The following is a 23,525-nucleotide window of genomic DNA, read 5'->3' as shown; positions in this document are numbered from 1 at the left end:
AGTATTGCATAAATCATTGGTTCTATAAACATTTTTCTAATTTCTTCTATCGATAGCACTTTGACATCTCTGCTAAACAAGACTTTTTTATTCTACGAGCGGTCTTATTAGTAATACAGCTTGAAAAATCAATTGCTGCCAAACGCAAATAGTTATGAAGTTGAAGCCCTAAGTTTATGGCGTTCGAGTTTTATTTAATTCAATAAAACGAATTTATCATTTTCCAAAATAAAACATCCGAATTATTTATTTTTTTTATATTATAAAATGAAAACTTGTTTACTTCATTATTTTTTCATGTTATGGTATCATTAATAGGAGGTGTTCATCATGGTACAAAGAAAACAATATATGGAAAAGTTGAAAAGAATGAAAGACAAGAAAATCATCAAGGTTATTACGGGTATTCGCCGCTGCGGAAAATCTACCTTGCTTTTAATGTTCAGAGCTTATTTGAAAGAATGTGGCATTGAGGACAATCAAATTATCTCGATTAACTTTGAGGACGTAGCCAATGAGCATTTACTTGACTATCGGAAGCTCCATGACTATGTCACAAAGCAGCTTATTCCTAACAAAATGACCTATGTATTTTTAGATGAAATACAGAATGTACCTCAGTTTCAGAAAGCCGTTGATAGCTTGTTTATCAAAGACGATGTGGATGTTTATATCACAGGTTCAAATGCTCAGATGCTTTCCGGCGAATTGGCCACGCTGCTTTCTGGCAGATATATCGAAATCAGTATGCTGCCCCTTTCCTTTGCGGAATATTATGAACTGGTTGGCGGCGATCAGCGGGACGCCTGGAACAGCTATTTCAAAAACGGCGGTTTCCCCTATGTGGCGGTTATTGAAGATGAGAACATTCGCAGGGATTATCTGATGGGAATCTATAACACCGTTTTACTCAAGGATGTCGTTGCCAGAAAACGAATCAGCGATATTCCCCTACTTGAAAGTGTGATTAAATTCCTTTTTGACAATATTGGCAATATTGTGTCTTCGAAGAAAATTGCCGACAGCCTGACTTCTTTCGGACGAAAAACGACTTCAGTAACCGTTGAAAACTATATTGAAGCCCTAACGAGTGCCTTTATTCTATATAAGGCTAACCGGTATGATGTCAAGGGTAAACAGCATCTAAAATCGCTTGAAAAATATTATCTAGTGGATCTTGGACTGCGCCGCATGCTGCTCGGGGATAAAAATGCTGACATTGGCCATATTCTTGAAAACATTGTGTATCTGGAGCTTCTGAGACGTGGCTATACGGTCGATATCGGTAAGGTTGATGATAAAGAAATTGATTTTATTGCGATGCTCGGCAGCGATAAGGTATACTATCAGGTTTCAGCAACTATTCTCGACCCTGCAACCTTTGAGCGTGAAATAGCTCCACTAAAAAAAGTGGCCGACCACTATCCCAAATTTATAATATCAATGGATGAGCTCCCGATGGACGAAGATGGTATCAAACAGATCAATATCGTAGATTTTTTACTTGGAGAATAGATGGGAGTGTTTCAAGTTTCCCAAACAATCCCCAACTCATGGGTTTTCTTAAGCATTTCACTCTTTACGCAAATAAAAAAGAGAACCAAAACGACTCTCTTATGTGATTCTTACTGGAGCTAGCGGGGGGAATCGAACCCCCGACCTACTGATTACGAATCAGTTGCGCTACCATCTGTGCCACGCCAGCAGTAAAACTTACTGAACTATCATAACACAAACCCTAGCTCCACATCAATATATATTTACCATTTTCCTTTTTAAATATGTCCGACTATTTCAGCTTTACACATTTCATTAATAACATAGCAATCAGATTCTGCTTTTTAAAAACTATGTAAACAGGCCAGGTCAAGATTAATTTCTGCACCCTTTCTTGACAGGTGAATGATTTTCTCTGCCAATCCAAGCACTTCCATATGGATATCATTGGTAATATAAGAATCGTAAACCTTTTTTACATCTTTTCACTCTGTGCGGCAAATTGATCCCAAGGGAATCTGCAATTTGAACAAAGCTCTGGGGCTTCAACGCCTTCTATTTTATAACCACAAACTCTGCACTTCCATAATTTTTTATTTATTACCCTCCATTTACATTTTTTCTTATAAGTTTTATTATGACTGATACTATATCTACTCCAAATTTTGAAAATAACTACTTTGATTAAAAAATAACGATAATAATTTATCCTTGTGTAAACCTTTAAACTCATGTTAAAATGATGTCAATTTAATACCAGAGTAGACAAGATGCGTAAAGTGTTAAAGGATGGGAAGTTGCCTTTAAACGAAATGTGACCATTGCGGTATCTTGTCGCTTCCGCTGTTACAATGCAGATTGTAGGTTGCGGAAGCATTACTTTAAAATCAAGGAGGTTTTATGAAAAGTAATGCTTTTATTAGTAGTTCCACCCGGACCCGAGTTGTGGTCAATTGTGGACTGCTCATTGCCATCAGCATCGTGCTGAAAATTCTGTTTGAGGTGATTATCCCTCTTGGTGGTTTTCCCTCTTTGCGGGTTAACATCACTGCTTTGCCAATCATGCTAAGCGGTATCTTGTTTGGACCGTTGGCGGGTTTTGCCGTAGGTTTTATTTCAGATATTTTGTGCTTTATGATTAAACCAGGCGGTCCTTTCTTTATCGGGTTTACATTGGCCAATGGACTCACCGGTTTAATTCCGGGCCTACTTTTTATGATGTTAAGAAACAAAAAAATCAAACATCTGGAATGGTTCAATATGCTATTTATTGTTCTGACATCGATTATCCTGGCGATTTCCGGCATATTCAGTTTTAACAATGGCATCATTTACTATGAAGGAGCGCCACTAAACATGGTATTCTTTGTTCTTTTTGTTGTTTTGATGATCGCATTTGCGGTCTTCCCCATTGTTGTTGTAAAAAAATCCAATCTTGATCGTGAATATCGCAGCGATCACATTCTTTTTATCGTCAGCGTTTCACAATTGGTCACATCAATTTTGTTAAATACGTGGTTTTTAAGTATTCTTTATGGACAGGCCATTGCTGTATTACTCCCTGCCCGGATCATTACCTTTATGGACAGGCCATTGCTGTATTACTCCCTGCCCGGATCATTACCTTTATGGACAGGCCATTGCTGTATTACTCCCTGCCCGGATCATTACAAATATTTTTCTGATCCCACTGTACACGATTATGCTCGTCGGTTTATTAAAAATTCTTCCCAGCTTTATTAAACAACGTTAGTTCTTGTTTTTCAAAAAGAGGCGACTTTTAAGTTCGTCTCTTTTTATTTACCTTTAATTCAGAATTATCCCCACTTGCCATTTTAATTATTTCACACTTCAAAAACGTCCAATTTATTTTTGCTTAATTTCTGTCTGGAAAAAAATATCAAAAACTGTCAATTTTACCTTGATTGCTTGAGTATTCTTTCGAAAAAGAGTATACTAGCAGAGTAAATAAGTAGGAATCTAACGAAAAAAGAAGCAAAAATAATAACCCTTAGGAGGTTTTCAAAAATGGGATTAGTAACATCAACTGAAATGTTCAAAAAAGCTTATGAAGGTGGTTATGCGGTTGGGGCTTTTAATGTCAATAATATGGAAATTATACAAGGCATCGTAGAAGCAGCTGCTGATGAACAAGCGCCCCTTATTTTACAGGTATCGGCTGGTGCCAGAAAATATGCCCACCCCGTCTATTTAAGAAAATTAGTTGAAGCAGCCATCGAAGTTAGCGGTTTGGATATTTGTCTCCATTTAGATCACGGCGATGATTTCGAAATCTGCAAAAACTGTGTTGATAGCGGTTTTACATCCGTTATGATTGATGGCTCAAAACATCCCTTTGATGAAAATATTGCCTTAACAAAAAAAGTCGTTGAATATGCCCATGATCACGGTGTTGTCGTTGAGGCCGAGTTGGGAAAACTGGCTGGCATTGAAGATGATGTCAACGTCGACACTGCAAATGCAACCTATACCGATCCAGACGAAGCGGTAGAATTTGTTGAACGAAGCGGTTGTGATTCTCTTGCAATCACGATTGGAACCAGTCATGGCGCCTTCAAATTTGCTGGTGAACCGCGCTTGGATTTTAAACGACTTGATAAAATTTCCACTCTCCTCCCCGGCTATCCACTGGTACTTCATGGAGCCTCCTCCGTTCCCAAAGAATTTGTGGACCTATGCAATCAATTTGGAGGACAAATTCCCGGTGCCCAAGGAGTTCCTGAAGAAATGTTACGAAAAGCTGCCAAATCCGGCGTTTGTAAAATCAACATCGATACCGATCTAAGACTGGCTATGACCGCTTCGATCCGACAAGTTTTCGTTGAAAATCCCGGTTGGTTCGATCCTCGTCAGTATTTAGGACCGGGTCGTGCTGCTATTAAAGCGATGGTTACCCATAAAATAAAAAATGTTCTGGACTGCAGCCATAAACGATAATTTTTATTATCCTTAACGTGTTTCTCCGTTTTAAGGGCATGTCGCAAAATAACTTTGGTTACTTGCAGGCATGCTCTTTTTCGGTTAATACCATGCATCCTTTGCATAATCTTCTCAGAGCAAACTTAAAGCGCTGCTAAATGGATCAAATTATTCTTCAAGTGATACCGAAACTTAATTTATTTACCGGACTGCCATGGTATAATAAGTAAAAATTTGACTTAAGGATTTTAAATGAAAACAATTGTTATCACCGAAAATGAAAGCAACCAACGACTGGACCGCTTTTTAAAAAAACTCATGCCCCAGGCATCGACAGGATTTCTCCAAAAGATGCTGCGAAAAAAAAGAATCAAACTCAATGGTCAAAAATCCGAGCCCTCCACTGCTATCATAGCTGGTGACGAGGTCCAGATTTATTTCTCTGAAGAAACCATTTCCAACTTCCGCGTCGATTCGACTAAAAAAACGCTGGATAGAAACAGTACCATTCTTGATATCATTTATGAAAACAGTGATCTGCTGGTTCTTAATAAACCAGCCGAGGTACTCACCCAGCCAGATAAAACCGAAGAACTCTCGCTAATTGATTACGCCGTTGACTATCTGATTAAAAAAGGCGATTATGATCCTAAAACAAACCTGACCTTTACTCCGGCCTGTGCCAACCGATTGGATAAAAACACGACTGGGGTCATCCTGGTTCCCAAGAGTTATAAGACCCTCCAGGAAGTTAATAGTGCCATCCGGGAGGACCGAACGGAAAAGGTCTACTATGCGATTGTCTTTGGCAAACCCAAAGCTGCCGATGAGATTGTCGGTTATTTAAAAAAGGATGGTGATCGGAACACCGTCACCTTCTCGGAGCAACAGACCACCCCAACCGATAAAAAAGCGGTACTGAACTACGAAACCCTGGAAAGCCACGGCGACTATGCATTACTTAAAATCATTTTAAAAACCGGCCGTTCTCACCAGATTCGGGTACAACTTTCAGCAATGGGTTTCCCCATTCTGGGAGACCCTAAATATGGAAATCGCTTGATTAACAGCCGCATGTATGAAGAATCCGGCCTGAGCAGCCAACTGCTTCATAGCGCCCAATATACCCTAACGGATATCAAAAAAACATTTACCGCGCCAGTTCCCCCGGTTTTTGAAAAAGCTTTAAAACGCTTTGGCTTCAAAGATCCGTTTTTATTGGAGAAATAAGCATGGGGTACTGGAATAGCCGCGGGCTGCGGGGAAGTCAGCTTGAGGAGAATTTAAACATCACCAACAAAATTTATTTAGAACAAGGTCTGGCTGTGGTTCAAAAAATCCCCACTTCCATCAAACCAGTGGAGTTGGATCCGGCCAAAGGAACCATCAAACTGGCTTATTTTGAAGAAAAAAGCACGGTCGATTATTTGGGAAACATTCAGGGCATTCCTGTCTGCTTTGACGCCAAGGAAACCAGCCAGAAACGTTTGCCAATTGCTAATATCCACCAACATCAGATGGAATTTATGGAGGCTTTCGAAAAGCAGGAGGGCTTATCCTTCCTGATTGTCCATTTTAAATTCTGCGATGAAACCTTCTTGTTACCATTTGGCATGTTAAAAAACTATTGGGATAATGCCCAGCATGATGGCCGAAAGTCGATTCCCTATGGCGACTTCGATCAGAATCTGCGTATTTACCCTTTTCATAATATTCTCCTCCATTATCTGGAGGCGATCAACCATTATCTTACCGGAAAGGAAGAATAAAAAATGAAAAAAATTGCCAGCTTCACCATTAACCACCTGGATTTACTGAGGGGCGTCTACATCTCCCGAAAAGATTATTGCGGCGACCATTGCATCACCACCTTTGATATTCGGATGAAGGAACCCAATCGCGAACCGGTAATCAACAATGGCGAACTCCATGCCCTCGAACACCTGGGGGCAACCTTTCTACGAAATGATCCGGTTCTCAGTGATCAGATCGTCTATTTTGGACCGATGGGCTGTCGAACTGGTTTTTATCTGCTGATGAAAGGCGAATTGACTCCTGAGGATATTTTGCCCCTGATTATCAAACTCTTTACCTTTATGGCCGGTTATCAAGACGAAATTCCCGGTGCCTCTCCCCGGGACTGCGGTAACTACCTGGATATGAACCTCCCCATGGCCCGCTATGAAGCAACAAAGTTTCTGACCGAAATACTTGAAACGATCCAACCTGAAAACATGATTTATCCTGAATAAATAAAAAAAGCCCATTTCGGGCTTTTTTTATTTCTGAGTTTTTGACTCGGTCGCTTTATCCAATTTCTTGTTTTTGCCAACTAGCTTTTCAAATAATTGTTCTGAACGTGATTTTCGTTCACCCATTTTTTTCTCTTGAAGTCGGGTAAATTTATTGATCCGACTAACCCATGTTTTCGCTTCGGCAATCATGCTGCTGTCATCAGGATTTGGAATAACCGCTGTCCATTCCTGAAACAGTCGGCCATTTCGCGTTAATGCCTCATAATTAATGGCCAGAACCTTATACATTTTCTCCCCATTATCGTAGTTCTTCAGTTTAGCCTGGGCTTTTGACCAGCGATGGAAGCGCCCCATAATGTAAGCACCGTCTTCTTGAATAATGGTGACATAGGGTTTAACCAGCGCCTTGTATTTAAAACTCTGGGGTAATATTAGGGTAAACAGGACCGACAGGGTGGCAAAGAAAGCAAAAAAGACAAAACCCAGCCATTTCATCCCTTCTGATAACATAATAAAGAGTAATACCGAAATAACCAACTCAATTCCTAACAAGATCCAGATTTTTTTCTTTTCTGAATTCTTCTGGATTTCGTTTAATTCACCAATAAATCCCACATACTGAGCTTCATCATATTCCCAGATCAGGGCCTCATCTTTTTTCTCCATGAAGGCTTCAAACTCACGATACCGACGATAGTAATAAATAGCATAGCCAAGCGAAAAGACGATAACAACCACCCCGGCATAGGTAAAGTAAAACTGATAAATGCTAACCGCCTTTATCACAAACGGAATAAAAATAATAACGGCCCCTAAAACAGCGACAATTAAAGAGAGCATCATATTCTGTTTTTCGGGATTTTTAATTTCCAACATAACTTTTCACAACCTTTTCAATTTTTATTTAAGATCCTGTTTATTGCTTTTTTATAATTGCTTGAATTTTTCTCTGACCTCAGTCATTTTTCCGCAGGTCATGCTCCCTTCTGGACATGGACCTTCCACGCATCGGGGTCCACCATTTTTAAAGAGCAGCGATGCCACTTTCTTACATTCTTTAAGCATTTGGGTCGCCAATTCACGAATTTCCCATTGGGCTCGGTTACAGCAGCGTTGATTATAAAAATGCAGCAATTCCCGGGTATTCATGGTTGTGACGATTTTTGTCTCACAGGCATTAGGCAAAACAAACCGGGCATCTTCAATACCTTGCTTTTCGGCGGCCATCGCAGCTTGTTTCTCAGAAAGGCCTGACGCCATCAAATCCCTGGTATACTTTTCGATCAGCTTTTGAGCTAGCGCATCATAGGTCTTCTGAGCATTTTCCATCCCCTCAACAAAGATCGTTTCGCCATCTGGCAACGCTTTAATTTCTGGGGGAATCACATAATTAAACTGCCCTTCACTGACATAACGCTGGGATTTCTGGCTAAAGCTGGCCATCCGATGGCGTACCAACTGATGGGTTAAGGCCCGGCTCACCCCTTCAATGGCAAAGGTAAAGCTGGCATGTTCAATGGGTGACGCGTGCCCCATGTCCATCAAACGGGTTAAAAAGCGTTCGACATTGTCATCTGTCAGGTCTTCCATAATCTCATCGGCACCGGCTTTGGAATAACAGAGTTTGGCAGCCGCCGCAACTAATTTTTCGGGCTCCGGCGTGTGTTGAATCAATGTTACCTTTAATGTTGTTTCCATAAGATTCTCCTCTCATTTAAAAAATGTTTCCTCGTTATTCTCCACATTTTTCCTCAAACTTTAATACCTCATTATAACATTTTTCTCGTGAAAGTACAGGTGATAGTGTGCTTCTTAAAAAATTACAAATTGATCACCAATTCTTTCCCTATGGTGACAACTATTTCTATTCAGGTTTCTTCCCTTCTTGGATATAATAGTAAAAAAACGCGTCGTTTTACAAAAGATGGAGGTACCCCTATGTTTGGCAGTCTTGATACCGTCCCTGAATTACTAAAAAATCATCAGTATAAAACGGGTGAAAAACATAAATTTCTTGGCGATTACTATCGCCTGATGATCGAAGAATCCCCCACCACCGGTGTCATCATTGACAATTATAATATGGTTCTCAATGTCCATGATACCCAATCCCTAACACATAAAGAATTTGTATTGGATATGTGGTACCGAGAACAGGCCCGGGAAGTCTTCGTAGAAGCCATGGCCGCGGCCATTGTTATGGCCGCTCCCTACAAGGTTCGTTTTCCCGACTTAAAAATCTATCGGCTGGACAATCGCTGGGGTGCTTGCTCACCTAAAAGCCAACGGGTAATCCTCAACCTGGAACTGATTAAAACCCCCAAGGAGTGCATTGAATACATCGCTTTACACGAGATGTTGCACTTTCGTTTTCCCAATCATAATCTTTCCTTTTATGGTGCGCTGGGCACCCTGATGTCGGACTGGAAAGAACGTGAAGACATGCTTAACCGAAAATATCGTTTAACTTAAAACAAAGATCTGCCGCAATATGGCAGATCTTTGTTTTTATCTCGCTTTTAATGCTTCTAGTCGAACTTAATTCTCTACAAGTGTCATTTGATGTTTGGCATTTTTTTGTTTTGCAAACATCACCAGAATAATGGCGGCAATGTTGATCCCTAAGGTGATAATAAAAGCCAGATTATAACTGCCACCGCTTTTCTCAACCGCGTAGGCGGCAATTTGCGGGCCAATAAAGGCCCCAATAGAAAGCCCGGTCATCACAACCCCATAATTCATGCTTAAGTATTTGATCCCGAAATTATCGGCCGTGATCGATGGGAATAAACCGAATACGCCCCCATAGCTGGCTGCGATCAAACAGATGCCAACCATGAAAAGCGGCAAGTCGCTGGTAAAATACAAGGCCACTAAGCCGGCACCGCTTAGCGCAAACATCCCAATCAAGGTATTATAACGTCCAATTTTATCCGATACAGTTCCCCAGACAACCCGTCCGGTCGCATTGGCCAGTCCGATAAAGCCAACCGCAAACGCCGCCTGCTCCGGAGATAAACCAACCATCACCTGACCGATTGGCGAAGCCTGACTGATGATCATCAAGCCTGAAATACAACCCAGTACCATTAATCCCCAGATCAAATAAAAGTCAGGGGTTTTTAACATCTCCCGGGTGGTAACATTACCAGCACTCTGATTTGCAGCCACCGCTGTAGCCAAACTTGCTATATCAGAAACGGGTGGAGCGGCAATAAAGATTCCCAATACCAGAATGACTCCGGTAAAGATCAGGCCCAAGGTTTGAAACGCCCCAAGTACTCCTTGGACGGCAATGAATTGTACCGCCACGGGTGCAAAAATAAGCGATCCTGCTCCAAATCCGCCGGCCGTCAAGCCCCCAGCCAGGCCTTTATTTGCTGGGAACCACTTAACCGTATTGGAAACGGTAATTGAGTAGATCAGCCCAATTCCCGATCCTGCAATTAACCCATAGGTGATGTAGATTTGATAAACCGTGGTAATCATGCCGCTTAAGTAAAGCCCCAATCCAAACAGCACACCGCCTAATAAAACCACCATCCGGACACCAAATCGTTTTACCAGCGGTCCGGCAAAAATCATGGCAATGGGCAATACAAATAAGTTAATCGTAAACGCCATTGAGGCCTGTGAGGCTGTCCATCCAAAATCCACCATCAATGGTTTTGAAAAAACGCTCCAGGCGTAGGCAAAACCAATACACAAGTTTATCACAATGCTGACCGTCAGGATCAGCCATTTTTTATTATTCATCCTATTCCCTCTTCTATCTTTCTAGGTAATTAAAACGTGTTCCCATTGCATGATGTTCAAAATCGTCGCTTCGGTAAGCTGCTCAACCTCAGATGCCGTTACTCCCGGTGCCAGTTCTTCCAGATACAAACCTTCCTCCGCTACCCGAAACACTGCTTTATCGGTGATAATCATATCCACCACCCCCGCGGCGGTTAATGGCAGGGTACATTTCTTTCGAATTTTTGAGTTGCCATGCTTATCTGTATGCGTCATTGCCACAACAACGCGTTTACAGCCGTAAAGCAAGTCCATGGCGCCGCCCATTCCGGTTAAAAGTTTACCGGGAATCTTCCAACTGGCAATACTGCCGAGTTCATCAACCTCCAAAGCACCGACCACAGTCATATCAATATGACCACCCCGGATCATCGCAAATGAGGTTGCCACATCAAAAACGGCACCACCGGGAAGCATCGTAATCGGTTCTGCCCCGGCATTAGCGATATCCGGATTGCTTTCACCGCGTTTCGGTTTAGGTCCAAACATCAGTCCGCCATTTTCGGTCTGAAGAAACACCTGGGTTCCTTCCGGAATATAATTGGCCGATTCGGTCGGTATTCCAATTCCCAAGTTGACATACATCCCGTTCTTAAATTCTTTAGCAATTCTTTTTGCGATATAATCTCTCGACATTTTCAGACCTCCTATAATTTATTTGTGGCAATCCACAATTCTTCGTAAATCGTTCTTCTTTCTTCATAGCTGTGACCCTTTACAATATAATCCACAAATATCCCTGGCGTTCCAATGTTCTCACAGGCAATCTCCCCGACGTCTACCATTTCGTCTACTTCAACAATGACAATATCTGCCGCCGTTGCCATCACCGGGCTGGTGTTGCTCATCCCTTTGTACTGCAAATTTCCTAAGGGATCACAACGATGGGCCTTAATCACTGCCACATCAGCGCGAATCGGTTTAAACAATAAGTAGGGTTTGCCATCGACAATGATCTTCTCTGCCATGTCTTCAACTTCAGTTCCCATTCCCACTGGTGTAACAACGGCCCCCAGTCCGGCGCCCCCAGCCCGTATCCGCTCGACAAAGGTGCCCATGGGACTGAGTTCGAGTTGTACTTCCTCATTAACAATCTGCTTAATCAAATTGGGATCCGTTCCCACATGCGAGGTCACATATTTTATAATTTGCTTATTTAAAACCAGTTTTCCGATATCAACACCACCGCCCCGATAACCAGCGCCGATGCTGATGACAGTCAGATCTTTGATTCTGGCGGTTGCTATTGCGTCGATCATTTTTAGTGGAACAGCAGCCCCTAAAAATCCTCCGATCATAACAGAAGATTTATTGCGAATCTTTTTGACGGCTTCTTCTCGTGTAATTTGTACTGCCATTTCAATGACCTCCTTTTGTACCTGTATTACCAAATCCGATTGGGATGGTTACTCAATTTAACACGAAACTGATCAATTGAAACTACAATTTATTGACCGATAAAAGGAATTTTTCACGATATCTGCGTGAGGTTTACACCAATTTTCTTTAAGTAGATGTTTAATACATTAATGTTACCCTTATAACCGTTATTCAAGTACCTTTAATCCGACTCAAGAACTGTTTTATTAACAGCGTATTTGCAACAAAATATCAGTTAGCTAACAATACTTAATGTTTCTACAGATATAATTCATTTGTTTGTAAAATATTGATTTTCCATCAATTTAGAGGTCTATATTTTACCTGTATTCTTGTGGTTTTGAACAAAATAAAAAATAACTGGATAAAACAGCTCTGCTGCATAATCCAATTATTCTCTATTTTTTGTTTATTTTGCTTTTTTAATGATCACCTTAATCCGGTTTTTCGCTGCGTTTATTTAATTAAAACTCAAACATGCATTTTATTTTTTAGCATTCTTCTGGTTTTTTCAGGTATCCGATGATAAATTGTTTGCAGCAATACAATGATGCAAATTCCCGAGACCGCCACAATCAGTGACCAGGTTAAATGGATGCTACCCAGCACGTTTATACTGATAATTCCATCGATGCCAATCGCCAGCACAATCACAAAAAGAATCAGATTAGAGGGAATAAATATAAACTGGCTCTTATGACGGGTGTGTTTCAAAACGAACCGGAACAGGCTGATATCCAGATAAACCAGGGTCGCAATCGGAAAGGCGTAACTCAGAAACCAGTTCGATTGACTTCCCAGAATCAGGAAAACCAATAAACAGGTGACGACCACCGTAATATAAGCGCCCAGAAAATTGTAATTCGGCTGTAAATAACCCATGGCAAAAAACACGATCGCAAAGATACTAAGATCTGCCAGAGCAATATATTTAAGTAACTCATGATTCCAGGGGTAGACCAGATAAATCACCCCGATGATGACCATGATGCTTATGGCAATAATGGTTAACGAAAAAAACGCCTTATTCTTTTTTCCCAGATGATCTTCATCATAGGTATTGATCGCCTGAGGATATTTAGCGTCATGGGGGTAATTCCCCTCATTGACATCCGGTATCGGAAAGTCGCATAACGGACAGCACTTCACATCATCTTCAACTTCAACACCGCATTTCGGACAATAAGCCATCTTCTCACCTCTTATTCGTTTCTATTTTTACCGGAATCCCCAGCTGTCTTATTTTTCTAAAAAAGATCGTTTCAATCACGGTTTCTCCCGTTGTTTTTCCAAAACACAGAGCCAGACTATTGCCATAACTGACCGTTACCAGCTTTAGTCGGCTTTCAGCACTGGGCGAGGGAAAGACTTCAAAGCGCTTCACATAGGGGCTCAGTTCTTCCGGAACGGTGACCATCCCCAGATTGGACAAACCGCTGGTATAGCCCCTTTCGCCGTAGCGTTTGTAAACCACCGGCATTAACAGTTTTTTTACCCAAAGGGGAATGATCCTTAGAAAGATCAGCTGTTCATTACGCACATTTCGAGAAATATAACGATTAATATGTTTCCGATTCATATAAAGGCCCATATACCCCTTGATCTGCTCGATAATTTCCTCCCGGGTATAGTAACCCAAAGCCAGATCAATCTCCGGGTTCAAACTGATAAAGAAATTTCTCAAGGTAATGGAAGGAAACATCCTTCTCAAATCCACTGGCACATTGATGGCAATCCGTTGCCGGTGCTTCTTATTCTCACGAATGGGGAGCCCCATAATATATTCCTGAATACTCTCAAAATAAAGGGCCAGAATAAACTGGGTCAGGGTACAGCCATAACTTTTGGCTAAACTAAGCATCGGGGCCACTGGCACAAAGCCGGTCAGTAAAAGGTATTCGCCCTTGGAAAGAAGTTCAAAAGGAAAATGGAATACCTTTTTACTACCAGGAGGAGGGGGGACATTTTCTTCATAATAAACCTTAAACGAGTCTTCAAACTCTCCCGGATCTACTTGTGCATGGATGTCCATTGCTTTTCCCAGATTTTTAGGAACAATACCTTTTAATTGTTTAAAATACTCAATGATCAGCGTCTGCAGAAAAGCCAGCCCCCCGCTGCCATCACAGATACTGTGATTAAACTCCACATGGATATACTTTTTATAATAAAGCACCCGAAAAGGAAAGGTCTTCCCCTGTCGCTGCCGCATCGTTTTACAGGGATAATAGGTTTCTTCTTCGACCTTTGGAATCGCCTCGGTATGTTCATAATAATACCAGAAAAAACCCCGTTTTAAGGTCACCTGAAAATAGGGAAAGCGATGGATAATCTGCTCCAGAGCCTTTTGTAAGGTGACGGGTTCGACCGTTTCTGATAATTCCACCGTCATCCGATACACTGTTGTCATCCGTGATGATGCAATGGCCGTATAAAGTACCCCGGCATTATCCAAAGAATAGAAGTTCTTTTTCTGATTCTTCTCCTCCATCATCAACCTCCGCCCCTGAGAAAGTTCTTCCGAAAAGTATCTAAAAAATCGTCAAACTGATCATTTTTTACGGCCAGAGTAACGTCCACCGCAACCAGTGAAAAAACACCAATACTCTCCTGGCGCTCTTTTGACAGGGTCACCTGCCATCCCTCACCAGTAAAGGTATCTGCATCTATGGATCTTGCTTTTGCGGCCAGATATCGTTCAAACTGACATCTGGGAATTCCCCGCATATTAAGTTTCTTAACTGTGAATTGATCCGGATTAAGCAGTTCCCCGAGTTTTTGATTTGAGTCGGTCATTGTCTTACTCATTTCTGTTCGTATTTCTATTATATTTTGCAGGATTATTTTACCATAGTCTTCTTAAGTAAATGCTGAAATTTTTAAGTACGTGATCTTTCTTTTGCTTGTTTACTCACTCAATTCCGCTCCACTAATTTAAAATAAGTAAGATTACTGCACATCGATTACAAGTTTTGCCTCACTTTGTTAAAAAAATGGTTGAATATTTTCTCTTTACTTTTGTCATTCTTTTTTACGGCCTTTTATTGGCAATTTAAACTTGAAATCTGAACTCACATAACGATCTGCTCCTTTTAACAATACTGTAATATTACCCTTGTAACTGACCCCAACCCATGTTAAAATACATCCAATTAAATATAACAGAGTAGACAAGATGCGTGAAGTGTTAGAGGATGGGAAGTTGCCTTTAAACGAAATGAACTCATTGCGATATCTTGTTGCTTCCGCTGGACCCCTTACAATTAAGGGTTGCGGAAGCATTGCTTAAAACATTTTGTTTTATTTAAGTAATGCTTTTTTCATTTGGTTTTAGTAAAAACCATTCCGGATCAATGTGAAATTGATTCGGCGATAGGAGAATAATGATCGATCAACAAAAAATTCAAGAAGCTGTCACAATGATTTTAGAAGCCATCGGCGAAGACCCGACCCGGGAAGGCCTGGTTGAAACCCCTGCCCGGGTGGCCCGGATGTATGCCGAAATTTTTTCCGGACTAGGCCATACTGCCGAAGTTCACCTTGCTAAAACCTTTGCGGTAAAATCCGATGACATTGTCATTGAACGGGATATTCCCTTTTATTCGATGTGCGAACATCACCTGTTGCCATTTTACGGTAAGGTACACATTGCCTATATCCCCAATGGTCGGGTAGCTGGCCTTTCAAAACTTGTGCGAACGGTTGATTTGTACTCAAAAAAACCTCAGCTTCAAGAAGTATTAACCACCGATATTGGTGAAGCAATTATGGCGTATCTCCATGCCCGGGGGGTCATGGTTATTATCGAAGCCGAGCATCTCTGTATGAACATGCGGGGCGTTAAACGTCCCGGTACCCGAACGGTTACTGCGATGCAAGCCGGTATTTTTATACATAACAAGGAACTAAAAGATGAAGTGCACAAGCTGTTAAGCATTAAATAGAGCATGTTTTATGGATACGTTAAAAAACACCAATCGACTGTATCAAAGCAAAGACTATCAAGCTCACTTGCAAAAGATAGATGCCCATGAGGTTAAACGGCAGTTTTGTTGTCATACGATTGACCATTTTTTATCGGTGGCCCGCATTGCCAGTATTAAGACCCTAGAAGCCGGTTTTGACGTCTCCCGGGATCTCATCTACACCACCGCATTGCTCCACGATATTGGTCGTTTTGTCCAATATGAGGACAAAACACCCCATGAGATTGCCTCCCACCAATTGGCAATTCCTTTGCTTAAAAAGCTTGATTATAGCGACCACGAAAACAAGCTGATCCTGGCGGCAATCCTCAATCATCGAAACCCGGAAGCCCAGGGATTTTGTCGAATTATCTATGAAAGTGATAAATTATCCCGGGCCTGTTTTTCATGTCCGGTTGAAAAGGAATGTGATTGGTCTAACGAAAAGAAAAACCTGACCATCATTTATTAAAGGAGTTTTTATGCAAATAGGCAGTAAGAATTTTGACTTAAATAATCAGGTCCTCATTATGGGGATCTTAAACGTTACCCCGGATTCATTTTCCGACGGTGGCAAATTTAACAATCTCGATGCCAGTCTTAAGCAGGTCGAAAAGATGATTGCCGACGGCGCCGATCTCATTGATCTTGGCGGCGAATCGACCCGACCCGGTCATACCCAAATCAGCGATGCCCAGGAAATCGATCGGGTTGTACCGATGATTGCGGCTATCCATCAGCGCTTTGATATTCCCATTTCCATTGATACCTATAAAGGTGCCGTCGGGGCCGCTGCCTTAAAGGCCGGCGCTGACCTGGTCAATGACATCTGGGGATTTAAATATGACCCTACTCTGGCCGAAGTGACCGCTGCATACCAGGTTCCCTGTATCCTGATGCATAATCGTGATAACCAGAACTACCAAAACCTGATGGCTGACATTAAAGCAGATCTGCAGGCATCGATCGATATCGCCCTCAAAGCCGGCATCTCCCGGGACGCGATCATCCTTGATCCTGGCATCGGTTTTGCCAAGGATTATGCCCAGAATATGGAAACAATGCATCATCTGGAAACCTTGCAAACCTTAGGCTACCCCATTTTGCTGGGTACCTCGCGCAAAGGTTTTATCGGTCTGACCCTAAATCTACCGGTTACCCAGCGGGTTGAAGGTACCGTGGCAACCACTGTCATCGGCGTTATGAAGGGCGCTTCCATTATCCGGGTCCATGATGTTCTGGAAAACAAACGCGCTGCTCAAATGGCTGCCGGTATTATGAAAGGAGCACCATGGACAAACTCTATATAAAAGATCTGGAAGTTTTTGCCTACCACGGGGTTTTCCCGGAAGAAAAAACGCTGGGCCAAAAATTTTTGATTTCGGTAACCCTGACACTCGACATGCAGGAAGCGGCCCTCACCGGCGACCTGACAAAATCGGTACACTATGGTGAATTATGCCATGCTCTGGAAGTCGAATTTAAAAAAGAAAGCTATGACCTGATCGAAACCGCCGGTGAAATGCTGGCTAGCTATGTTTTAAAACACTATTCCATGGTTAATGATGTGCGCATCATGATTAAAAAGCCCTGGGCCCCGATTTTAAAATCGATGGACACCGTAGCCATTGAAATTAATCGTGGCTGGCATGAGGCTTTTATCGGATTGGGGACGAATATGGGCGACCGCAATCAGAATTTAGCCGAAGCCATAGAAGCCATTAAAAACAGCCCCGGTATTGAAGCGTTGATCCAATCCACGGTCATCGAAACCGAACCCTGGGGTTACACCGATCAGGATGCATTTCTTAATTGTGTCTTAAAAATCAGAACAACGCTCCCCCCCACTACCCTGATGAACCTGTTGCTAGGCATCGAACAGGGGCTCAAACGGGAACGGACGATCCACTGGGGACCCCGAACCATCGATTTGGATATCTTATTCTATGACAATCTCATCACCGCTGATCCCCTGGTAATTCTACCCCATCCCAGAATCCAGGAACGGGCTTTTGTGATAGAGTCAATGGTAGAAATCGCACCTTATTTTGTTCATCCGCTGCTTAATAAACGGATGTTTGAAATTTTTGAGACCTTAAAAAAGGCGTAAAAAAAGAGACGTATTGAAATTCGATACGTCTCTTTTTTATGTTTGCCAAACCGCTTTATCGTAAATAGTCGCTCTTAATTCATCTGGTCATCATTTATGCTATCCAAAATAAATAGCATAAGCCGTTCGACTCGGGGTGGTCAGTCCCATTTCAGTAACAGAAACACCGATCTCATCTTCAACATTCTCAAATAGGTCAAAGATCTTCTTCCCGGATTCCAGACGAAATCCCTCTTCACCAGGGTAGATACAGTCCAATATCTCAACGCCGTAACGACTTTTTATATCACGAATCAATGTTTCTCTGGCAAATTCACAGGCAAAATTACAAAGTTCCATAATAATGTACTGATCCAGCAGATTTTCGCGGGAAAAACAATGATCTTCGATTTCTGAACCGGCCGTGACAATATTCGGAAAAACATAGGTTGCCTTGGAAATCTTCTCAACGCCAACTTCACTTTCAAAAATAACGCCATCCAGCGTGAAGTGTGTAGCATCAATGATTCTCGCTTCGGAAACCCGATATAAAACCTTCGGTAGAGGAATGTTTCTTGCCGTTTCAAGAATCCGTTCAATCGGCAACGCCCGTTTTGATCCTTTTTTCATTCGAATATGTTCATAAAACGCGCCTTCGTTCAAGAAAAACCCCAGGTTTGTCATTGTTATGCTGCTCATCTTCACACACTCACTCCTTCTAATAAGCTCGGGCGAAGTAGACCATTTTCTGCGCCGGCTTGCCACAACATACGCATTTGCCTTCGAACAATACTTCCTGTTCATCGTCAAAAGGAATACAACGGATCGATGCCCCGGTATCTTCTTTAATCTTGTCTTCGCAGCTACGGTCACCACACCACATCGCTTTAACAAAACCCGGATTTTCTTTTAAATTTATTTTAAATTCATCGATATTTTCCGCCGTTGATGTTTTTTCTTCCCGCATTTTCAACGCTTTATTAAACAGGTTCGCCTGAATTTCGGTCAGCAATGCCTCTACCGCCTGGGTGATATTATCCAGACTAACCGGGATTTTTTCACTCGTATCACGACGGGCAAGGACACATTGGCCCTTTTCGATATCCCGGGGACCGATTTCCAGCCGGATTGGCACGCCTTTCATTTCCCACTGATTAAACTTCCAACCAGGAGAATAGCCGTCCACATCATCAACCTTGACTCTAAAGTCTTTTCCCAGGGCTTTGCCAATTTCCCAGGCTTTGTCCAGGACGCCTTCTTTATGTTGGGCAACTGGAATAACAACCACTTGAATCGGGGCAATTTTCGGTGGTAAAACCAGACCATTATCATCGCCATGAACCATAATGACACCGCCTATTAATCGCGTTGACACCCCCCAGGAGGTATGATAAGGAAAGGATTGCTCATTATTTCGATCCAGATAGGTAATTTCAAAGGCTTTGGTAAAATGCTGGCCCAGATTATGGGAGGTGCCGGATTGGAGCGCCTGACCGTCATGCATCAGCGCTTCCATCGTATAGGTTGCATCGGCTCCGGCAAATTTTTCTTTGTCACTTTTTCGTCCCACCACCATTGGCATGGCCAGATGACTTTCTGCAATTTCGCGATAGATTCCCAGCATCTGCATGGTTTCTTCCTGAGCTTCTTCGGGGGTCTCATGGAGCGTATGGCCTTCCTGCCATAAAAACTCAGAGGTTCTTAAAAATGGTCGGGTTGTTTTTTCCCATCGGACAACCGAACACCATTGATTATACAAATATGGCAGTTGGCGGTAGGAATTCAGCCACTTTGAGTACATGCTGCAAATAATTGTTTCTGAAGTGGGGCGCACCGCCAATCTTTCAGTCAGTTCTTTTCCGCCACCATGGGTTACCCAGGCTACTTCCGGGGCAAACCCTTCCACATGTTCCGCTTCTTTGGTTAAAAGGCTTTCCGGAATTAATAACGGGAAATACATGTTTTCATGCCCAGTTTCTTTAAACCGTTTATCATAGGCGCCCTGGATCAGTTCCCAAATAGCATAGCCATAGGGTCTGATTACCATAAACCCTTTTACCGGAGAATAATCCACCAATTCTGTTTTAGATATGACATCCGTATACCATTGGGGAAAATCTACTGCCATGGGGGTAATTTCCTTGACTTGATTTGTCTGTTTTTTCGCCATTTTATTTCTTTCTCAGACTTCGTCTGTTAAACAAAAAAATCACCTGCGCAAGCAAGTGATTTTTAGTGGTTATCGAGTAATTATTTTACTTCGACGCTTCCGCCAACTTCTTCAATTTTAGCTTTAATCTCAGCAGCTTCTTCTTTAGTTGCAGCTTCTTTAACTGGTTTTGGAGCTTCGTCAACTAATGCTTTTGCTTCTTTTAAGCCTAAGCCAGTTAATTCACGAACAACTTTGATAACTTTGATTTTTTGATCGCCGGCAGCTGTTAAAATTACATCAAATTCAGTTTTTTCTTCTGCTTCTTCAGCAGCACCGCCACCAGCAGCTGGAGCAGCCATCATTGCCATTGGAGCAGCAGCGCTAACGCCAAATTCTTCTTCTAATGCTTTAACCAGTTCAGATAATTCTAATACGGTTAAACCTTTTACGTCTTCAATTAATTGTGTTACTTTTTCACTTGCCATTTTATAAAACCTCCAAATATTCTTTCTTTAATTTATTTTTCAAATTATGCTTGTTTTTGTTCTGCAATCGCGTTTAATGCGACAACCAATCCACGCATGTTTCCGTTAAGTACGTTAACAAAACCTGAAATTGGTGCGTTTAAGCCACCAAGAACCTTGGCAACCAATACTTCACGTGGTGGTAATTCTGCAAGATCCAAAACGCCTTTAACGTCTAAAACCTTACCGTCTACCATACCTGCTTTAATTTCTAATGCTTTATGCTTTTTTGAAAACTCGCTAAGTAGTTTTGCTGGAGCAACGGGATCGGTATCACAAAACGCAATGGCCGTTGGTCCGACTAAAACGTCAAGAAAACCTTCAAAACCAGTTTCTTTAGCTGCAAACCGCATCATTGAGTTTTTATACACCTTGTAGTCGATACCTGCGGCCCGAGCCTGAGCACGTAACTCAGTCACTTCTTCAACGTTCAAACCACGATAGTCGACAAGAACAGCTGTTTGAGCATTTCTAAGTTTTTCGGCAATTTCTTGTACAACAACTTGTTTTACTTCAATCTTTGGCATGTATTATCTGCACCTCCTTTTAAAAATCGTATCAAAAAAGCTCACTCCACAGCGTGAAGAGAGCTCTATTATTTAATAAGCTTTTTCTCTTCAACCTCGGTAGGATTTACAAACCTACTGTCTATGGATGAATGTGTCTTTAACAACGACGTTATTGTATCATTTGTCATTTTCTATGTCAAGTCGTTTCAAAGTTTATTTCAAGTAATAAACTCCTAGATTTTGCCTGTGTTGATTTTAACTCCAGGACTCATGGTACTTGCCAGCGTAACACTTCTAAAGTATTGACCCTTAGAAGCAGCAGGTTTTGCTTTTTTAACCGTATCCAATAATACCGTCAAGTTTTCTCTTAAAGCTTCTTCCGTGAAAGATGCTTTACCAATAATGACATGAATGATATTGGTTTTGTCTAAACGATACTCAACCTTACCGGCTTTTGTATCCGCAACTGCTTTTGCAATGTCCATGGTTACTGTTCCTGATTTTGGGTTTGGCATTAAACCTTTAGGTCCTAATACACGGCCTAAACGACCAACCTTCCCCATCATATCTGGAGTTGCAATCATTATATCAAAATCAAACCAGTTTTCTTTTTGAATTTTATCGATCATATCGTCTTCACCAAAGAAATCCGCACCAGCTTCCTCAGCTTCTTTTAATTTATCGCCTTTGGCAATAACAAGAACCTTAACACTTTTACCGGTACCATGTGGCAGAACGATTGCGCCACGAACCTGTTGATCTGCATGACGTGAGTCAACACCCAATTTTACATGCAATTCAATAGTCTCATCAAACTTTGCTGTCGCAAGTTTCTTAACCTGTGCAATGGCTGCATCCAGTTCAAATAACTCTTGCTTGTCAAAGCTTTTTACCAAATCCTGATATTTTTTTCCTTTTTTCATCTTTGCCTCCTTGTGGTAATAGCGGTTTCCCTCCCACTTAAGGTGTTTCTACCTTCTAAAATTATTCTTCGATTGTGATGCCCATGCTACGGGCGGTTCCAGCGATCATTCTCATCGCTGATTCTACAGATGCTGCGTTTAAGTCAGGCATTTTTAATGTTGCGATTTCTCTTAATTGTTCATTTGTAACCTTAGCTACCTTGGTTTTGTTCGGTACGCCAGATCCAGACTCAATACCAGCAATTTTCTTTAACAGAACGGCAGCTGGTGGAGTTTTGGTAATAAATGAATAAGATCGATCCTGATAAACAGTGATTACAACAGGAATAATCATCCCTGCGTCATTTGCAGTTTTTGCGTTGAATTCTTTACAGAATCCCATAATATTAACCCCATGTTGACCTAATGCAGGTCCAACTGGTGGTGCTGGTGTTGCTTTACCGGCAGGAATTTGTAATTTAATCATACCAATTACTTTTTTTGCCATGATAACACCTCCTTCATTTTATTATAGTTTTTTTCTCCTAATGGAGTAGCATGAAGAATAGTTTTTCCTTAAGTGTTTATTTTTTCTATTTGTTCAAATCCCAGTTCAGCGAGGGTATCTCGACCAAACATGGAAACATTGACCTTAACCTTTGATTTCTCGGCATGTACTTCTTCAATCACTCCAGTGAAACCTTCAAGTGGTCCTTCAATGACCTTCACTTCGTCGCCGACATGCATACTAATTTCCACACGTTGCTGACGAATGCCCATACTCTTTAGTTCAGCCTTGGACAATGGGACAGGTTTTGAAGCAGGACCAACAAACCCGGTAACACCACGGGTATTTCTGACAACATACCAGGAATCATCTGTCATGAACATTTTAATCATGACATAACCTGGAAATAGCTTCTTCTCTTTAACGACCTTTTTGCCGTTTTTACTTTCCACTACTTCTTGTACGGGGACCTGAACCTCAAGGATCACATCCTCCATATTTCTGTTTTCGACGGTAGCTTCAATGCTTGCTTTAACCTTATTCTCATATCCCGAATAAGTATGTGCAACAAACCATTGAGCCTGTTCTGGTTGATTAGTATCCATGGTTCTCCCTTACCTAAATGTTCATAAATAACGCGGCAAGTGCACCTAATCCTGAATCAACAACCCAAACGAGAAAAGTGAATATCCCAACAATCCCAGCAACAACGCCGGATTTTTTAAGTAATTCATCTTTAGTCAACCAAGTTACTTTTCGTAGTTCATGATGAACGCCTTTAAAAAAGCCCACCATTTTTTGAAAAATGTTTGGTTCTTTACTTTTTTCGCTTGACTTTTTTGGAGTTTTTTTCTCATTTTTTGCCGTTGATTGAGGCGTTTTCTTTTCCTCTTTTACCAGGTTTACTGCCTTATCATCGGTTTTTTGTGCCTGTTGTTGGGTGTTTTCTTTTCCTTGTTTACTACTGGCATTTTTAGTTTTCTTATTAGTTGCCATGATATTCCTCTTT

At 41.6% G+C, this 23,525-nt stretch carries 28 protein-coding genes, 1 tRNA gene, 2 riboswitches and 1 other annotated feature; of the genes, 11 read left to right on the top strand and 18 right to left on the bottom strand.

The features are described 5' to 3' along the window. The first annotated feature begins 330 nt into the window (after positions 1-330). Positions 331-1,515: an ATP-binding protein gene (locus DOZ58_RS16550; protein ID WP_111889312.1), complete on the top strand. Its 1,185-nt coding sequence runs from the start codon at positions 331-333 to the stop codon at positions 1,513-1,515. Positions 1,516-1,629: 114 nt separating this feature from the next. On the opposite strand, the gene DOZ58_RS16545 is transcribed toward DOZ58_RS16550, so the two are convergent. Next, a tRNA-Thr gene (locus DOZ58_RS16545) sits at positions 1,630-1,705 on the bottom strand. A gap of 267 nt (positions 1,706-1,972) precedes the next feature. Continuing rightward, positions 1,973-2,230, bottom strand: coding sequence for a rubredoxin-like domain-containing protein (locus DOZ58_RS19310; protein WP_371414178.1), 258 nt, complete (start codon positions 2,228-2,230; stop codon positions 1,973-1,975). 22 nt (positions 2,231-2,252) lie between these two features. After that, a riboswitch (THF riboswitch) is annotated at positions 2,253-2,345 on the top strand. A gap of 52 nt (positions 2,346-2,397) precedes the next feature. Between DOZ58_RS19310 and DOZ58_RS16535 the strand changes: the two genes are divergently transcribed. The 5 genes from DOZ58_RS16535 to DOZ58_RS16515 all read left to right on the top strand — a co-directional run bounded on the left by DOZ58_RS16535 (position 2,398) and on the right by DOZ58_RS16515 (position 6,689). Then, positions 2,398-3,240 (top strand): folate family ECF transporter S component, encoded by an 843-nt coding sequence (locus tag DOZ58_RS16535; protein WP_242988528.1) that lies wholly within the window; start codon positions 2,398-2,400, stop codon positions 3,238-3,240. Between the two features lie 285 nt (positions 3,241-3,525). Then, positions 3,526-4,455 (top strand): class II fructose-1,6-bisphosphate aldolase, encoded by a 930-nt coding sequence (fba, locus tag DOZ58_RS16530; protein WP_111889311.1) that lies wholly within the window; start codon positions 3,526-3,528, stop codon positions 4,453-4,455. Between the two features lie 234 nt (positions 4,456-4,689). Further along, positions 4,690-5,667: an RluA family pseudouridine synthase gene (locus DOZ58_RS16525; RefSeq protein WP_111889310.1), complete on the top strand. Its 978-nt coding sequence runs from the start codon at positions 4,690-4,692 to the stop codon at positions 5,665-5,667. A 2-nt stretch (positions 5,668-5,669) separates the two neighbouring features. Beyond that, a complete protein-coding gene (locus DOZ58_RS16520; RefSeq protein WP_111889309.1) occupies positions 5,670-6,206 on the top strand; it encodes a Holliday junction resolvase RecU in 537 nt (178 codons plus the stop codon). A 3-nt stretch (positions 6,207-6,209) separates the two neighbouring features. Beyond that, a complete protein-coding gene (locus DOZ58_RS16515; protein WP_111889308.1) occupies positions 6,210-6,689 on the top strand; it encodes an S-ribosylhomocysteine lyase in 480 nt (159 codons plus the stop codon). Positions 6,690-6,716: 27 nt separating this feature from the next. On the opposite strand, the gene DOZ58_RS16510 is transcribed toward DOZ58_RS16515, so the two are convergent. Both DOZ58_RS16510 and thyX read right to left on the bottom strand, forming a co-directional pair. Next, positions 6,717-7,568: a hypothetical protein gene (locus tag DOZ58_RS16510; protein WP_111889307.1), complete on the bottom strand. Its 852-nt coding sequence runs from the start codon at positions 7,566-7,568 to the stop codon at positions 6,717-6,719. A gap of 51 nt (positions 7,569-7,619) precedes the next feature. Next, the gene (gene thyX / locus DOZ58_RS16505; RefSeq protein WP_111889306.1) at positions 7,620-8,390 is read right to left on the bottom strand and encodes an FAD-dependent thymidylate synthase; all 771 of its coding nucleotides are present in this window, start codon (positions 8,388-8,390) and stop codon (positions 7,620-7,622) included. A 150-nt stretch (positions 8,391-8,540) separates the two neighbouring features. Here thyX and DOZ58_RS16500 point away from each other — a divergent pair, with 150 nt between their 5' ends. Next, complete coding sequence (locus tag DOZ58_RS16500; protein WP_111889808.1) at positions 8,541-9,164, top strand: M48 family metallopeptidase; 624 nt, start codon at positions 8,541-8,543, stop codon at positions 9,162-9,164. 66 nt (positions 9,165-9,230) lie between these two features. On the opposite strand, the gene DOZ58_RS16495 is transcribed toward DOZ58_RS16500, so the two are convergent. The 6 genes from DOZ58_RS16495 to DOZ58_RS16470 form a co-directional block, all read right to left on the bottom strand. Next, complete coding sequence (locus tag DOZ58_RS16495) at positions 9,231-10,448, bottom strand: OFA family MFS transporter (RefSeq protein WP_111889305.1); 1,218 nt, start codon at positions 10,446-10,448, stop codon at positions 9,231-9,233. A 21-nt stretch (positions 10,449-10,469) separates the two neighbouring features. Further along, entirely contained in the window at positions 10,470-11,123 is a 654-nt protein-coding gene (locus DOZ58_RS16490; RefSeq protein WP_111889304.1) for a 3-oxoacid CoA-transferase subunit B, read from the bottom strand. Between the two features lie 11 nt (positions 11,124-11,134). After that, a complete protein-coding gene (locus DOZ58_RS16485; RefSeq protein ID WP_111889303.1) occupies positions 11,135-11,845 on the bottom strand; it encodes a CoA transferase subunit A in 711 nt (236 codons plus the stop codon). Between the two features lie 493 nt (positions 11,846-12,338). Beyond that, positions 12,339-13,058 (bottom strand): zinc ribbon domain-containing protein, encoded by a 720-nt coding sequence (locus tag DOZ58_RS16480; protein WP_111889302.1) that lies wholly within the window; start codon positions 13,056-13,058, stop codon positions 12,339-12,341. A 4-nt stretch (positions 13,059-13,062) separates the two neighbouring features. Continuing rightward, positions 13,063-14,361, bottom strand: a complete 1,299-nt coding sequence (locus tag DOZ58_RS16475; protein ID WP_242988527.1) for a hypothetical protein — start codon at positions 14,359-14,361, stop codon at positions 13,063-13,065. Continuing rightward, positions 14,361-14,675: a hypothetical protein gene (locus tag DOZ58_RS16470; protein ID WP_204355429.1), complete on the bottom strand. Its 315-nt coding sequence runs from the start codon at positions 14,673-14,675 to the stop codon at positions 14,361-14,363. The genes DOZ58_RS16475 and DOZ58_RS16470 overlap by 1 nt, the downstream gene beginning before the upstream one ends. Before the next feature lie 352 nt (positions 14,676-15,027). After that, a riboswitch (THF riboswitch) is annotated at positions 15,028-15,120 on the top strand. 130 nt (positions 15,121-15,250) lie between these two features. Between DOZ58_RS16470 and folE the strand changes: the two genes are divergently transcribed. Genes folE through folK form a run of 4 tightly spaced genes read left to right on the top strand, consistent with a single transcriptional unit; the run spans position 15,251 to position 17,942 of the window. Beyond that, positions 15,251-15,811: a GTP cyclohydrolase I FolE gene (gene folE, locus DOZ58_RS16465; RefSeq protein WP_111889299.1), complete on the top strand. Its 561-nt coding sequence runs from the start codon at positions 15,251-15,253 to the stop codon at positions 15,809-15,811. 10 nt (positions 15,812-15,821) lie between these two features. After that, the gene (locus DOZ58_RS16460) at positions 15,822-16,304 is read left to right on the top strand and encodes an HD domain-containing protein (RefSeq protein ID WP_111889298.1); all 483 of its coding nucleotides are present in this window, start codon (positions 15,822-15,824) and stop codon (positions 16,302-16,304) included. A gap of 10 nt (positions 16,305-16,314) precedes the next feature. Then, a complete protein-coding gene (gene folP / locus DOZ58_RS16455) occupies positions 16,315-17,142 on the top strand; it encodes a dihydropteroate synthase (RefSeq protein ID WP_111889297.1) in 828 nt (275 codons plus the stop codon). Beyond that, positions 17,124-17,942 carry a 2-amino-4-hydroxy-6-hydroxymethyldihydropteridine diphosphokinase gene (gene folK / locus DOZ58_RS16450; RefSeq protein WP_111889296.1) on the top strand — a complete coding sequence of 273 codons (819 nt, stop codon included), beginning with the start codon at positions 17,124-17,126 and terminating at the stop codon, positions 17,940-17,942. Before folP ends, folK begins: the two co-directional genes overlap by 19 nt. 99 nt (positions 17,943-18,041) lie before the next feature. Here the strand turns inward: folK and DOZ58_RS16445 are convergent, their stop codons facing one another. The 8 genes from DOZ58_RS16445 to secE all read right to left on the bottom strand — a co-directional run bounded on the left by DOZ58_RS16445 (position 18,042) and on the right by secE (position 23,512). Then, positions 18,042-18,620, bottom strand: a complete 579-nt coding sequence (locus DOZ58_RS16445) for a hypothetical protein (protein ID WP_111889295.1) — start codon at positions 18,618-18,620, stop codon at positions 18,042-18,044. 19 nt (positions 18,621-18,639) lie between these two features. After that, positions 18,640-20,091: a proline--tRNA ligase gene (gene proS, locus DOZ58_RS16440; protein ID WP_111889294.1), complete on the bottom strand. Its 1,452-nt coding sequence runs from the start codon at positions 20,089-20,091 to the stop codon at positions 18,640-18,642. 80 nt (positions 20,092-20,171) lie between these two features. Then, a complete protein-coding gene (gene rplL / locus DOZ58_RS16435; RefSeq protein ID WP_111889293.1) occupies positions 20,172-20,558 on the bottom strand; it encodes a 50S ribosomal protein L7/L12 in 387 nt (128 codons plus the stop codon). A gap of 44 nt (positions 20,559-20,602) precedes the next feature. Next, positions 20,603-21,124: a 50S ribosomal protein L10 gene (rplJ, locus tag DOZ58_RS16430; RefSeq protein WP_111889292.1), complete on the bottom strand. Its 522-nt coding sequence runs from the start codon at positions 21,122-21,124 to the stop codon at positions 20,603-20,605. 24 nt (positions 21,125-21,148) lie between these two features. Continuing rightward, positions 21,149-21,269, bottom strand: a sequence feature (ribosomal protein L10 leader region). A 70-nt stretch (positions 21,270-21,339) separates the two neighbouring features. Then, positions 21,340-22,029 (bottom strand): 50S ribosomal protein L1, encoded by a 690-nt coding sequence (gene rplA, locus DOZ58_RS16425; protein WP_111889291.1) that lies wholly within the window; start codon positions 22,027-22,029, stop codon positions 21,340-21,342. 61 nt (positions 22,030-22,090) lie between these two features. Then, on the bottom strand, positions 22,091-22,516 hold the full coding sequence (gene rplK / locus DOZ58_RS16420; protein WP_111889290.1) for a 50S ribosomal protein L11: 426 nt from the start codon (positions 22,514-22,516) through the stop codon (positions 22,091-22,093). Positions 22,517-22,584: 68 nt separating this feature from the next. Beyond that, positions 22,585-23,121, bottom strand: a complete 537-nt coding sequence (nusG, locus tag DOZ58_RS16415; RefSeq protein ID WP_111889289.1) for a transcription termination/antitermination protein NusG — start codon at positions 23,119-23,121, stop codon at positions 22,585-22,587. Positions 23,122-23,134: 13 nt separating this feature from the next. Next, a complete protein-coding gene (gene secE / locus DOZ58_RS16410) occupies positions 23,135-23,512 on the bottom strand; it encodes a preprotein translocase subunit SecE (protein ID WP_111889288.1) in 378 nt (125 codons plus the stop codon). Positions 23,513-23,525 lie beyond the last annotated feature (13 nt).

The sequence above is a fragment of the Acetobacterium sp. KB-1 genome (assembly GCF_003260995.1).
Classification (GTDB): Bacteria; Bacillota; Clostridia; order Eubacteriales; family Eubacteriaceae; genus Acetobacterium; species Acetobacterium carbinolicum.
The sequence above is the reverse complement of the archived record's forward strand: the minus strand, read 5'-3'. Positions and strand labels throughout refer to the sequence as shown.